This is a genomic window from Ruegeria sp. CL7 (genome assembly GCF_056536445.1).
Map to the genome: position 1 here is coordinate 26,295 of NZ_JBQFPQ010000015.1, position 10,271 is coordinate 36,565.

Below are 10,271 nucleotides of genomic sequence, written 5' to 3' on the forward strand. Positions count from 1 at the left end.
GTTTGTGGTGACATCGAAGTTCAGAAATCGGCAGCTGTAAAGAGCGAACTATGCAGATCTTGGCTTCCCAACCAGATGCACATGTTCGCTTGCAATGCCGGAGGATCTCCCGATCAGAGAAATTTCTCTGCCAGCGCTCGCTTTCCACGCGGATCCGAACACTGCAACTTGTCACCTTTTTGATAATAGAACCCCGATGTGCTCAAGTCGTAGTCCCCGATCATGACCTTGATCGATAGCTCATGCCCGTCGCTCCAGGTGTCGCGTACGGTTGCTTTGCAGGTCTCACCCCTGAGCTCGAAATCGAATTCTTCACCCTTGCTTTTTGACGCCTTCAACGCTGCCCTGAGGAGCGTTTGGCTGATGGTATCCCGCTTCTTTTCAGACAGCATGTCAAGCGACGACTCTTTGATCTCGCCAAAGATGCCGCTGGCATTCAGGGTCTCTAAGATCTTTCTGATATGCCCACCAGCGTACTGATTTACGAAGAGAGATGACCGTGAACCATGTGGTCTGCCCAGAAGGTAGGAGCGGATGTTCCACCAGGTCTCGGCGACTTCAGCATCGCGGCCAACCTCGATGGTCTTCTCGACAAACCACCGGATCGCATCCCGGCTTTTGATCGTACCGTCCGCTTCCAGTGTCACACTGGTTGCCTCAACGACCACGGGATAGGCGCTGTCAGCGTACAAGGGGCCATCAGGTCGATAGGCGTAGAGATCCGGGACTTTGTTGACTTTGTTGACAAGGCGATCAGCGACTTCTTCCGAGTATGGGCAGGTGACAAAGCCGCGCACGAAGCGGATCGTGTGATCGATACCATCAAAAACAGGGAGGCTTCCAAGATCATATGGTGGCCGATGACGAGGTTCGGGTGGTGCAGTCAGGATTGGGTGCCATTCAGGATAAGATTCAACGGGACACCCCAGACCTTCTACCAGGCCATCGAAGAGCTGGCGTCCAGCCTCGGCGTCCTCCAGGTTTTGCGTCAGGTACTTCAAAGCAAGCGCATTTTGCTCGGCCGCAACACTAGATGCACGGAATTCCATAGGTAGTCCTCACGATTAGCCAGTTCACGTTATGCATCAAATAGCGTAAAAAATACTTTCACGTAAAATTAATTTTTACGTGAGTGGACAACATCACGGGATCTTCTCATTATGGGAGATGTTCCGACAACATGGGATGAATCCCATGTTGCAGCCCCCTCACATGCATTTTTAGGTCCGACACATCTAATACGGCGGACTAGAATGATGAGAATTGGAAAAATTCGCATAGACTACGATCTCTATATGTCTGGCCAGCTTGAGCTGGAGGACTGGGTGAGATCGGCTCAAATTGAGGCTGGTGCAGATTTCAATGATGAAGGTATTATTGGGCCAGCGGAGATCGCGTCCGCGATTGTTATCGCACTAATGAACACTGAAATAACTGGGCTCAGAGTCGATAGCGCTGATACCAAGAAAATGTTGCCATAGTCTTCGTCTGGATTTTGAGTTTGTTTTCAGAGCCGCCATCGGACAGCGTCTTGACGCCTTCAGGAAGGCGATATCCAAGGCCTACCGAAACTCGTCTTGGTCAATTGCTTGGACCCATTGAAACTACTGAGCTAAAAATGTACTTCTTTTCAGAGCCTGATGATGTCTACAGAGTTGTTGGTGGCAATCTGACCACCTTCATTTTGGGTAGTAAAAGCGGCAACGAGCGAGCTTACCGGGCAGCTCAGCGTGCTCGCGCGAAGAACACTCCTATGTCGCAGATGGCGAACAGTAAGGGTGGTCAGGATTTTCTGGACGCATTTGATGCATTGCTGCGAAAGCTAAATTACGGTGAGGCTGATGTGGAATTTTTCAATCAGGCTCCACCAAGTGAAAGGGAGTCCGACTGGTCTCGCTTTTTGCTATCTGCCCGGATGAAAAACTGGGCCCCGCAGACGGCGGACTTCACTACAAAGTTGGCGAGAGGGTCTATCGTTTGTCGAGCCCTTTGGCAGGTGAACAGGCGCTCAGAGGCGATTGATATGATTGCCCAGCTGCCTTGGGCGCATACGGATACAATGCAATGGTATCTTTCTGCGCTCCGAACAAATGAGGCAGATCTCTCGGATGACTGGCATTTTCCGGCACAAACCTTGGGGCTATTTGCGTTCCTTCGCATGTTGAGTATTGAGAGTGCTGAAAGGAACCCTTCGGAAAAAGCTTTTTGGAGTTTTGCTGATTTGCTCGCTTCTAGAAACCCAGACACAGGCAATCTTGAGGCCATCCGGTATTTCCTGGATCGAGCAAAGAAAATCAGTGGCATTGAGACCAACGCTGACTTTTACAGGAAGGCGTTTGATCTTCCCGCAGAGCCCAGCACACACAGAGAGGCTAAAAGGTTTCGGGCTGGCACCAGTATTCCAGCGCACCATGTTTGTCTTAGTGTTCATGCAAACCTGTGCACGAAATCAAGGCTGGATGAGAGATCGGATATCGCACTCTTTATGCTCGCAAACACAGCCAGCTTCTGTCAGCGGGCATTTGAGCGTCTACGACGAACCAGCAACCTAACGCTTGATCCGATCTCTCCGTTTGACGATTATCGGGAACTTCAGGCTATGCCTAAAGAGAGATTGCAGGAGGCTCTGAACCTAGAGACCTCCTACGTCCCCGCGCTGACTCCTTAATCGTCGTCGTAGACGCTTTCCCAGTCGTCCGGCCGCTCGTCGTGGCCCCGGTCGGTCCAATATGTGTCGTTGTTCGGGTTCATCTGATCCGAGTGGTTGTCGTTCTCGTCTTTGCTGTGGTCGTTGCCGTTGTAGCGTCCCATGTGCTGTCCTTTCATTGCTAGGGTGACCTCAAAATATGATGAGCAATCAAGCCATTGGAGTGGGGAATCGGGGACAGTCTTGAATGGCTGACAGAAGTCAAAACCCATTGGGGTTAGAATCCGGTGCTGTGTGAACTGGTAGTGTAGGGGACAAACGGGATTGTCTTAGGGTGAGTGTGAAATCCAAACTCGTGTAATAAACATTATGTTAATTATAATTAACTATTTGCTATAGCTAGTTTGAAGCCCGGCTTTTTCTGACAACACCATCTTAGGGCTCAATTCGGACGTTGAAAGAACTTCCCTTGATGTCTGTTTTGCGGACAAAACGGCGGTTCGCATTCATCGTCGCAGAAACGCGGTGACATTGGAGAGGATCTGCACAATGGATTAGTCGCCGAGTATCGCCGTCGAGCAAGAGAGCGCACACTTTTTGGCTATCAGGTCTTTGCAACACTGATTGCGAGACGGCCTTAAACTCTTGGCATTCGAGTGGCGACGGTAGACAACCGCCAGCCGCCAACCTTGCTCCATACGATGTTTTAGCGCGCACGGCCGAGGTCAAGTGGCAGTATTGTGGAACGATCAACCCTTTTTGCGCGCCACGACGATAAATTGGGTCATCGAAAAGAAGAAGCGTCCAGCTTTTGCAAGGCCGAGCTGCTCATCGAACCACGATTGCGCAACAGCGGGATCAACATGGTCATTTGCAACAGCGTATTGCTTCATGAGGTGCATCATCATGATTGCGAGGCCATCAGGCTTTAACTGGTGATCTGTCATTGTGAACGACAAGACATCTTCCACATAGTCGCCGCGAGCCTTTATCAGCGCGGGCAGTCTTTCCGGGAGGGAACCACTCACAAAGTGCTGGTTCCAGGATGTCAGCATTTTTTGCATTCTGTCGGGCTCGTCGCTGAACCAAATCAAGCTGCCAAAGTGTAGATCGCTGATGACGAGGCGCCCGCCGGGTTTGACGCACCTCAGCGTGTCAGCCAGCGCACCGTCTACGTCTTCGATGTATTCAAAGACCTGTACCGAGACGGCCTTGTCAGCACTTTCATCCTCAACGGGCAAGCTATTTGCGGCCCCAGCACGAAACTCCACGTTTGCGTAGTCGCTGCATCGTTCTCTTGCGGCTGCTGTCATATCCTCGCTTGGGTCGATCCCGATGACATAGCCATCCGAGCCAACTGCGCGGGCCAACTCCACAGTTAACATCCCGTTGCCACAACCGACATCCAAAATAGTCTCACCGGGAGCCGGGCACAGCGCATCAAATGAAGCCTGTCTTCGCCGAGTCAATTCTGCTCCCTGATAGGCGATTTCAAGTAATTTCGTTGTTTCAGCGTCAAATTTAAGCAACTCGCTCCCCTTACAAAGAACACATGTCCCCAAAACCTTATCAGAAAATGGGATTTCTACGAAAAGCAGGACGGATCATTTTGGTTTGAACATAGATCCACCAACAATAGATGAAGGTGCCGACTGGTATCGACGAATTGGTTAACCTCGGGAGGTAAGGACGCTTCTGCCGCTTTATCGAACCAGCTTTTTGTCGTCGCTCGAAAGTTCGAACAACATCAATTCAAGGGATGTCGAGGCCGTTCTCCCGTCCGAAATCGGTGTAAAAGCTGTCACTGCGGCATCGGTTCAAAGTGGCTTCGTCCGCTTCTCTTGGATCGGTGCCAGGGCTTTGAACACCTGTTCCTTCTATGAAGCGGTTCACGAGATTAAAGACACCGCAAACTTGGATAGCATCGAACAATGCACTCTCCGACCAGCCTGCCGCGTAGACTGCTTTTGCATCGGCTTCCGTCATTCGTGATGGCGAGACGGTGAGCTTTTCAATGTATGCCAGTAACGGTTTGAGATGATCCTCGACAGGTGCTGTATCGCGATCTTCCATCAGTGCCTCGATTGTCTCGACCTCAATGCCGTAGGCTTTGGCGAAAACGATGTGCGCCCCATGGCAATACGCACAAGCATTCAGACCCGAGACATAGGCTGCAATCAATTCACGTTGGGCGACCGATAGGTCGCTCTCTCCCCTCATCACCAAGCTTTCGTACGAACAAAGCGGAGAAAGTTTGTCCGGAAAGGCTTGATAAACACTTCCGAGTGTCGCGTTCTCCGGCAGAGATGGAAACAGGCGTTTCATTCATTTCTCTTTCAATCTTGCTTTGGATAACTTTGTCTCAAAGTGATGAACCAACGTAATTTACGCAATCCTAAAGCAATTCTTGGTTCCGAAAAGACTCTGTAGGAAACTGCGAACGGCAGGTTTGCCTAACGAGACCCCAGCAAGTTCGTCGTTTGGTTAAAGGCAATTTCATTTGAGCCGTTCTCGTAAGTCTTCAAAGTATGGATTGAGCTCAAACCCGGAGCTTCACATCCAAGCGTGGTGACTTCCGCCTTGCGGACAAAACTGACCTTGGAGTCTACACCTTCGCTGACGCAGGATTCACCGCACTGGCAGCAACAGTTTTTCCCTTCAACAGGGAAAATCGCCAAAGCGGCCGTTCCACAGAGGGCTTGGGAGCTCCTTGATCGCTCTTTGACCAGATGGCGCTCCGGCATGGAAACTAAGGGGCTTGGCCCAGCCCATAACCAGAGCTGGCAAATAGACGTCAGGATCATAAAATTGGGCTTCTTCGCGCAAGGAAAGCGAACACAGGCAACATTGTTACGATCCAGACCACGCTATAAATTGCGGATGGGATGGCATATTCGCTTAACCCATTGGTGTTTGGCAACAGCAAGGTGGCAATTGCGATCCCCAAAGCTCCGTTTTGAACGCCGGTCTCAATTGAAATCGTCTTCGCCTCGATGTCTGTGCATCCGAGCATCCCTGAACTCATGATGCCAATAAACGTGAGTGACGCACCTACAACCAAAAGTGCGGGTCCAAGCCTAAGGAAGTTATCCGCGACCACCACCCAGTTTGAAATGATCGCGCCTCCGATGACCAGCGCAAAAAGTAGCATAGAGACCTTGCTAAAGACTGGTTCGACAGCGGCTACAATCCGCGGCGCCAATGACCGCGCGGTCACCCCGACTAGGATTGGAGAAGCTGTTAAAAAAAACATTGCTAAAGCCGTCGAAGAGATGTCGATAGCGGGCGCAGTTGCCCCCATGAACATCTGCATCGAAAACCCCAGGATAAGCGGTACGGTAACGACACAAGTCAGACTGAAGACTGCTGTAAGAGTAACGGACAAAGCAACATCCCAATTCGAAAGCTTGGTTACGATGTTACTGATCGCCCCGCCCGGACAGGCCGCTAAAATCATAATGCCAACGGCTGTCTCGGCGGAAATCCCAAAGGTAAAGATCACCATCAAAGCGATGCAAGGCAGCAAAATGATCTGGTTGAGAGCCCCGACGCAAAAGGCACGTGGACGTCGTCCGATGCGTTGAAAGTCAGCCGCTGTGAGTCCGAGGCCAAGGCAGAACATGATGACAACAACTGCGAGCGGCAGCAGCACAGATATAAAAATTTCGCCCATCTACCATGACCTCTATGACTGCATGCTTCCGCACGCTTTCGGACGATACCGTTCAGAAAACCTGATGACGAGTTTTATCAGTTTGGCGCATTTATCCTCAAGCGCCCGAAGATCGAGGCTGTCTTTATTTATTATACCTATCACAGGGTTGGACGATCTGGTGTGAAAGAGCATTCCAGTGCTAATCTCACTGTATGGCAAGTGTAACTTACGCATTCGCCCGCGCGATGGCCAACGCCGCCGGGATGACGCTGAACGACGATGGCGCCCTGATTTCGAATGGCGCTGTCGTGCTGCGTTTACCAGAAGCTCAAGACGGCCAATTGGCGGATGATGCGTATTTCGATTTGATAGATTGGATTCGTGCGCAACAAGCGGATGAGGTTGCGTTGGTTGAGGCCTATGCGAACGCGATTGCGACCGATGATCTCGGCGTCCTTGGCCTGGCTGTAAAGACAGCTCCCACCTTGCGGGAATCTTTGCAACGGATTGAACGTTATTTTCGTCTCGTCACGGACACCGCAGTTTACAGACTTGACGAAACCGGCGATCCGGTCCTTTGGATATTTGAAGGGCAAACGCCACATCGCGCCGCCTTGGAATTGCGCAACGAATGCGCGCTTGCCGCCTTTGCACGGAATATGTATCGGTTTGTGGGTGCTGGATTGTCGCTCGAATATGTCGCGTTCAAACATGCGTGCCGACAAGAGCATGAACGTTACGCCCAGCATTTTGCTTGTCCCGTGCAATTTGGTACTGACCACAACGCCATTGCTATGCGCCCTGCTATGCTGGAAAGCGAAAATCGTCTTGGCGATCCGGGCTTGTCAGATTTCATGACGAAGCACCTGGATGAGGAGTTCAACTCTCGCGATGACGACACCTCACTGAGCCAAGCAATTGTCCACCGGCTTACGCCAGCCCTAAGTAACGGCGCACCGCAGGCGGCGCATGTCGCCCAAGAGATGGGAATGAGCGAGCGCACTCTTTACCGCAGGTTGGCCGAAGAAGGGCTGACCTATCGCGACGTTCTTGGTCAGGCACAAGTTGCACTCGCTCGTGACCTGCTCCGTGACGGTAAGGCTTCCATAGCCGAGATCGCCTTTATGACCGGGTTTTCGGAACAGAGCACGTTCAGCCGCGCCTTCAAGCGCTGGGTTGGCCAGGCTCCGGCACGATTCAGGCAGCAGGCGACCTCCGACTAGGCACACACCTCAAGACCACATGGCAGGTTCGGCCAAAACCTTGGCAGGGCGGGCCGATACCTCAATCGATGTGGCGCCTAACTTCTTCTTTGTCAGATCCACCTGGGGCGCTCCCGAGTAAAGCAAACCCATTTGCCCCTCTCAGACAAAGGAAATTTGCAATGAGCAATCATGACCACAAACATGGAGCAAGCTGCGCTTGCGACGTCACGCCCGAACGCGTTGATATGGCGCGCCGGCGACTCTTGCAACAAGCCGCCGGTGCGGCCGCGGCAGGTACAACAATAGTGGCTGGCGGGCAGGCCCTTGCCGCGACCGACGAAGCACGCGCCTACTATGCTGACCCGGAAAATCCAGGCCTTCCCCAAATCGACATGACCATCGAGCCGGGGCGTACTGCGCTTGTGGTGACCGACCCCCAGATTGATTTTTTGTCAGAAGACGGTGTGACGTGGGGTGTCGTTGGCGAAAGCGTGACCGAACAGGGCACGGTCGATAATATCGAACGGCTTTTCATTGCCGCCAAGGCTGCGGGGATGCCGGTCTTCATCTCGCCCCACTATTACTACCCGCATGACCACAAGTGGGAGTTCGAGGGCACTCTGGAAGCCACGATGCACAGCATCGGCATGTTTGACCGCCTGGGACCGCTCAATTTGGACAACTTCGAGGGCTCAGGTGCCGACTGGATGCCGCAATACAAGAAGTACATCGAGGATGGCGAAACCATCATTTGCTCGCCACACAAGGTTTATAGCCCGGCTCAGAATGACCTGAACCTGCAATTGCGTAAACGCAAGATCGACAAGGTGATCCTCGCGGGGATGTCGGCGAACCTGTGTACGCAGGCGCATCTCTACGAGCTGCTGGAGCTGGGCTACGAAGTCGCTGTCGTTCGCGATGCCACAGCCGGGGCCAAGGTGCCTGAAGGTGACGGGTATCTCGCCGCCATAATCAACTTCCGAATGGTCGCCAACGGCGTCTGGTGGACCGACGACGCGGTTGAGCGCATTGGCCAATCGGCCTGACCCAAATCGATCTTCAAATTTGATCCCGACATCCTGAAAGGACATATCATGACACGCATCTTTACATTTCCCGCACTTACAACAGCGTTGACTCTCGCCCTGGCGGCGGCGGCATTGGCTGACGATGAATACAACGTTTCGAACAGTCTTACCTTGACCGGGCAGCCCCTCGGCATGCATGGCGTCGATCCTGTATCGATGTTTGAAGCCGAAAAACCCGAAATGGGCAACGCCACTTTTACATCGGCCCATGATGGAGTGGACTACTATTTTGCGTCGCAGGCAGCGCAAGCCACATTCGAGGCGGATCCGACGGCACATCTGCCTCAATTCGGCGGGTTCTGCGCCTTTGGCGTCTATGTAGGCAAGAAGCTTGATGGCGATGTTCGGTATGCCGATATCGTGGACAACAAGCTCTATCTCTTTGTGAATGAGGACATCTTCAAGAAATACCTTGAGGACAAAGAGACCGTGATCCAAGGCGCCCATGCCAAGTGGGCAGACATCCACCACACGCCTGTCAGCAGCCTTTGATCGAGGAATTTGGTGGCTTTTGCCGGTCGGAGCCACCGCTGCCTCTCCCCTCCCCAAAAGGCCGGCATTTCTCCAAGACGCCCTGTCCGCAATGACAATTCGCGAGCGTCGAAAACTCTTCCCAAAGGAAACCAGACATGACTGATTTTGAGACCTATACAATCGCCTCAGCCCCTGATGCCGCGAAACCAATTCTGGAAGCATCGCTGAAAGGATATGGTTTTGTGCCCAACCTTTATGCGGCCATGGCCGAAGCGCCCGCAATTTTGGAAGGCTATACGACACTTTCCAACATCTTTGGAAAGACCAGCCTGTCAGAGACTGAGCGCCAGATCATCCTTATGACTAACAACCGGTTGAACGGGTGCAAGTACTGCATGGCCGCCCATACCACTCTTTCACAGATGGCCGGTGTCCCCGAAGACGTGATCGCAGCGTTACGCGATGGCAGCCCTATCGCCGACCCCAAATTGGAAGCACTGCGCAAATTCGTCATCGTGATCAACGAAAGCCGAGGCTGGCCCAGCGACGCACAGGTCGAGGCGTTTCTGACGGCTGGCTATACCCGCCAGACCATGCTGGAAGTCATCCTTGGCACAGCGTTGAAAATCCTGTCGAACTATACGAACCATGTGGCGGAAACGGCTTTGGATGATGCGTTTGTCCCAAATGCATGGACCGCCTCATCCGCGGCGGCGGCTGAATAGCGCGATATTGCCTAATTGTTGGTCTTGCGCTTAGGCCTGAGTTTGGTTCTGGCCAATAAGGGAATCCGATTTGAGACGTTCGACCGCAAAATCAACAAAAGCGCGTACCTTCGCAGACACGGTTCGACCCTCTTGATGCACAAGATGGATGGGAACCTCGGGTGGCTCATATGACTTCATGACAGTCTTGAGCCGCCCATCTGCAATGAAGGGTGCCACCTGATACGACAAAAGCCGTCCGATCCCATGACCTTGCAACGCCAACTCAATCACGGCGTCATTAGTATTCATGCTGATGCGTGGGTTCACTCGTTTGGTTATGCTCTTTCTACCGCTTTGAAAATGCCATTGGGCGGATGCATTCAGGGCAGTAGAATTAATGATCGCCGACCTTGTGGCTCTCCACAGCCCGGGAGGAGTGGTTTCCGAGGCACTGTCCATTGGTAAGCAGGTGAGAGGTGCTGAGCTTTCTACAGC

General features: G+C 52.5%; 12 protein-coding genes. 6 read left to right on the forward strand and 6 right to left on the reverse strand.

What is annotated here, in order from left to right; genetic code table 11:
• Window positions 1-113: 113 nt before the first annotated feature.
• Window positions 114-1,049, reverse strand: a complete 936-nt coding sequence (locus ACR0LI_RS20370; RefSeq protein WP_480719152.1) for a hypothetical protein — start codon at window positions 1,047-1,049, stop codon at window positions 114-116.
• Window positions 1,050-1,253: 204 nt separating this feature from the next.
• On the opposite strand from ACR0LI_RS20370, the gene ACR0LI_RS20375 reads away from it, so the two are divergent.
• Together ACR0LI_RS20375 and ACR0LI_RS20380 are read left to right on the forward strand one after the other, a co-directional pair.
• Entirely contained in the window at window positions 1,254-1,481 is a 228-nt protein-coding gene (locus tag ACR0LI_RS20375; protein ID WP_480719153.1) for a hypothetical protein, read from the forward strand.
• Between the two features lie 50 nt (window positions 1,482-1,531).
• Window positions 1,532-2,668, forward strand: a complete 1,137-nt coding sequence (locus ACR0LI_RS20380; protein WP_480719154.1) for a hypothetical protein — start codon at window positions 1,532-1,534, stop codon at window positions 2,666-2,668.
• Here ACR0LI_RS20380 and ACR0LI_RS20385 read toward each other — a convergent pair.
• The 4 genes from ACR0LI_RS20385 to ACR0LI_RS20400 form a co-directional block, all read right to left on the reverse strand.
• Window positions 2,665-2,811 carry a hypothetical protein gene (locus ACR0LI_RS20385; RefSeq protein WP_480496637.1) on the reverse strand — a complete coding sequence of 49 codons (147 nt, stop codon included), beginning with the start codon at window positions 2,809-2,811 and terminating at the stop codon, window positions 2,665-2,667. The two genes, ACR0LI_RS20380 and ACR0LI_RS20385, sit on opposite strands and share 4 nt — an antisense overlap.
• 585 nt (window positions 2,812-3,396) lie before the next feature.
• Window positions 3,397-4,176, reverse strand: a complete 780-nt coding sequence (locus ACR0LI_RS20390) for a methyltransferase domain-containing protein (protein WP_480719155.1) — start codon at window positions 4,174-4,176, stop codon at window positions 3,397-3,399.
• A 223-nt stretch (window positions 4,177-4,399) separates the two neighbouring features.
• Window positions 4,400-4,972: a carboxymuconolactone decarboxylase family protein gene (locus tag ACR0LI_RS20395; RefSeq protein ID WP_480719156.1), complete on the reverse strand. Its 573-nt coding sequence runs from the start codon at window positions 4,970-4,972 to the stop codon at window positions 4,400-4,402.
• Between the two features lie 475 nt (window positions 4,973-5,447).
• Window positions 5,448-6,320 (reverse strand): bile acid:sodium symporter family protein, encoded by an 873-nt coding sequence (locus tag ACR0LI_RS20400; RefSeq protein ID WP_480719157.1) that lies wholly within the window; start codon window positions 6,318-6,320, stop codon window positions 5,448-5,450.
• 227 nt (window positions 6,321-6,547) lie between these two features.
• Here ACR0LI_RS20400 and ACR0LI_RS20405 point away from each other — a divergent pair, with 227 nt between their 5' ends.
• From ACR0LI_RS20405 to ACR0LI_RS20420, 4 genes are all read left to right on the forward strand, one after another.
• Window positions 6,548-7,525 carry an AraC family transcriptional regulator gene (locus tag ACR0LI_RS20405; protein ID WP_237217123.1) on the forward strand — a complete coding sequence of 326 codons (978 nt, stop codon included), beginning with the start codon at window positions 6,548-6,550 and terminating at the stop codon, window positions 7,523-7,525.
• 161 nt (window positions 7,526-7,686) lie between these two features.
• The gene (locus ACR0LI_RS20410; protein WP_058282012.1) at window positions 7,687-8,553 is read left to right on the forward strand and encodes a cysteine hydrolase family protein; all 867 of its coding nucleotides are present in this window, start codon (window positions 7,687-7,689) and stop codon (window positions 8,551-8,553) included.
• Between the two features lie 48 nt (window positions 8,554-8,601).
• Window positions 8,602-9,087, forward strand: a complete 486-nt coding sequence (locus tag ACR0LI_RS20415; RefSeq protein WP_170379992.1) for a YHS domain-containing (seleno)protein — start codon at window positions 8,602-8,604, stop codon at window positions 9,085-9,087.
• A gap of 137 nt (window positions 9,088-9,224) precedes the next feature.
• Window positions 9,225-9,794, forward strand: coding sequence for a carboxymuconolactone decarboxylase family protein (locus ACR0LI_RS20420; RefSeq protein WP_170473744.1), 570 nt, complete (start codon window positions 9,225-9,227; stop codon window positions 9,792-9,794).
• A 30-nt stretch (window positions 9,795-9,824) separates the two neighbouring features.
• Here ACR0LI_RS20420 and ACR0LI_RS20425 read toward each other — a convergent pair.
• The coding region (locus ACR0LI_RS20425; RefSeq protein ID WP_480719158.1) for a LysR substrate-binding domain-containing protein at window positions 9,825-10,271 on the reverse strand (447 nt) is incomplete at its 5' end.

Excerpts from the sequence above, each read along its gene's own strand:
- ACR0LI_RS20375 (WP_480719153.1), top strand. The coding sequence starts at position 1,254 with ATGATGAGAATTGGAAAAATTCGCATAGACTACGATCTCTATATGTCT.
- ACR0LI_RS20410 (WP_058282012.1), top strand. The coding sequence starts at position 7,687 with ATGAGCAATCATGACCACAAACATGGAGCAAGCTGCGCTTGCGACGTC.
- ACR0LI_RS20400 (WP_480719157.1), bottom strand. The coding sequence starts at position 6,320 with ATGGGCGAAATTTTTATATCTGTGCTGCTGCCGCTCGCAGTTGTTGTC.
- ACR0LI_RS20370 (WP_480719152.1), bottom strand. The coding sequence starts at position 1,049 with ATGGAATTCCGTGCATCTAGTGTTGCGGCCGAGCAAAATGCGCTTGCT.
- ACR0LI_RS20415 (WP_170379992.1), top strand. The coding sequence starts at position 8,602 with ATGACACGCATCTTTACATTTCCCGCACTTACAACAGCGTTGACTCTC.
- ACR0LI_RS20420 (WP_170473744.1), top strand. The coding sequence starts at position 9,225 with ATGACTGATTTTGAGACCTATACAATCGCCTCAGCCCCTGATGCCGCG.
- ACR0LI_RS20395 (WP_480719156.1), bottom strand. The coding sequence starts at position 4,972 with ATGAAACGCCTGTTTCCATCTCTGCCGGAGAACGCGACACTCGGAAGT.
- ACR0LI_RS20385 (WP_480496637.1), bottom strand. The coding sequence starts at position 2,811 with ATGGGACGCTACAACGGCAACGACCACAGCAAAGACGAGAACGACAAC.
- ACR0LI_RS20405 (WP_237217123.1), top strand. The coding sequence starts at position 6,548 with ATGGCCAACGCCGCCGGGATGACGCTGAACGACGATGGCGCCCTGATT.